The following is a 1,123-nucleotide window of genomic DNA, read 5'->3' on the forward strand; positions in this document are numbered from 1 at the left end:
CTAACTTTTAAATAAGGGGCGTAGACATGTGGGCTATAATGCGAAGCAGCCCACGTGTATGCGTCCCAGCGAACGAAGTGAGTGACTTTATTTTTTTGTTATATGCCATTCTATAAACAACGCCCGGTACTAGAGATTGAATGTTTGATGACAGCATGGTCTTGAATTACTGTTGTAGCCATTAAAACCCAATCTTTGCAGGGGATACCATTGCTTTCTATATTTTCCAATTTAGAAGAAATATTTCCTGACAACAAATTTACGAATGCTTCTGAATCAATTTCTTTTAGTTTATTTAAAGCTTCTTCCTGCGGAGTACCAGTAGGAATATTTTTATATAGTTCACTTTTCCAAAAAACTACTCGTTCTTCTACGCCTGTCTCCTTTGAACATGAGACCAAAGTTAGCAAACTAATTAAAAACAGCAGGAACTTAAAATTTTTCACTGGCATATAACTTTTAAATAAGAGGCGATAACGCGTAGGGCATAATAGCGAAGCGGCCCTGCGTGTTAGCGTCCCAGTGGGCGCTAGCCCACGACTTAATTTGGTTGTTAGGAGACAAACTGCACCAATGTATGGTCTTCGTTAGCTAATTCTTCACTAATTATTTTAGAAATGACAGTCCAGTCGCCTCCAGCTAAGCCAGCCCCGATAAGTGGGTATCCGATTTTCGCCCCGCTAAAGTTTTCCTTAATCGAAGCAAAAACTTTCCTTATAGCTTCGTAGTCTGCTTTGTTTCCACGACCACGCCAATGGAACTGGGTATAAGCATTCACGATTGTTAACTTATGATTGCCAATAAGAACCGCTGCTGATGAAAACGAGCCTAGCTTTTCTTCTGAACCTTTCTTGGTTTCTAGGTCTGCTTGAAAAGCGTTCGGGAAGTGGGACTTAACTTGTTTAGCGATACCAGCACCCATAGTACAAAAGCAATTACATCCATGAACAATTACATCGAATTGTCCTTCTTTCGCTAATTTAATCAGATCACCTTTGACTGTTTTCACAATGGTTCCTTGTCTCCTAACTTTTAAATAAGGGGCGATAACGCGTAGGGCATAATAGCGAAGCGGCCCTGCGTGTTAGCGTCCCAGTGCGCGCCAGCGCACGACTTAATTTTT

Annotated in this window: 2 protein-coding genes; both read right to left on the reverse strand. The window is 41.1% G+C overall.

Translation table 11 applies throughout. The annotated features are described in order from the left end of the window. Nucleotides 1-110: 110 nt before the first annotated feature. Nucleotides 111-446 carry a hypothetical protein gene (locus V7R35_RS17775; protein WP_334016222.1) on the reverse strand — a complete coding sequence of 112 codons (336 nt, stop codon included), beginning with the start codon at nucleotides 444-446 and terminating at the stop codon, nucleotides 111-113. 107 nt (nucleotides 447-553) lie between these two features. After that, on the reverse strand, nucleotides 554-1,009 hold the full coding sequence (locus V7R35_RS17780) for a macro domain-containing protein (protein WP_334016223.1): 456 nt from the start codon (nucleotides 1,007-1,009) through the stop codon (nucleotides 554-556). Nucleotides 1,010-1,123 lie beyond the last annotated feature (114 nt).

This window comes from Alteromonas sp. S167 (assembly GCF_036864375.1).
Classification (GTDB): domain Bacteria; phylum Pseudomonadota; class Gammaproteobacteria; order Enterobacterales; family Alteromonadaceae; genus Alteromonas.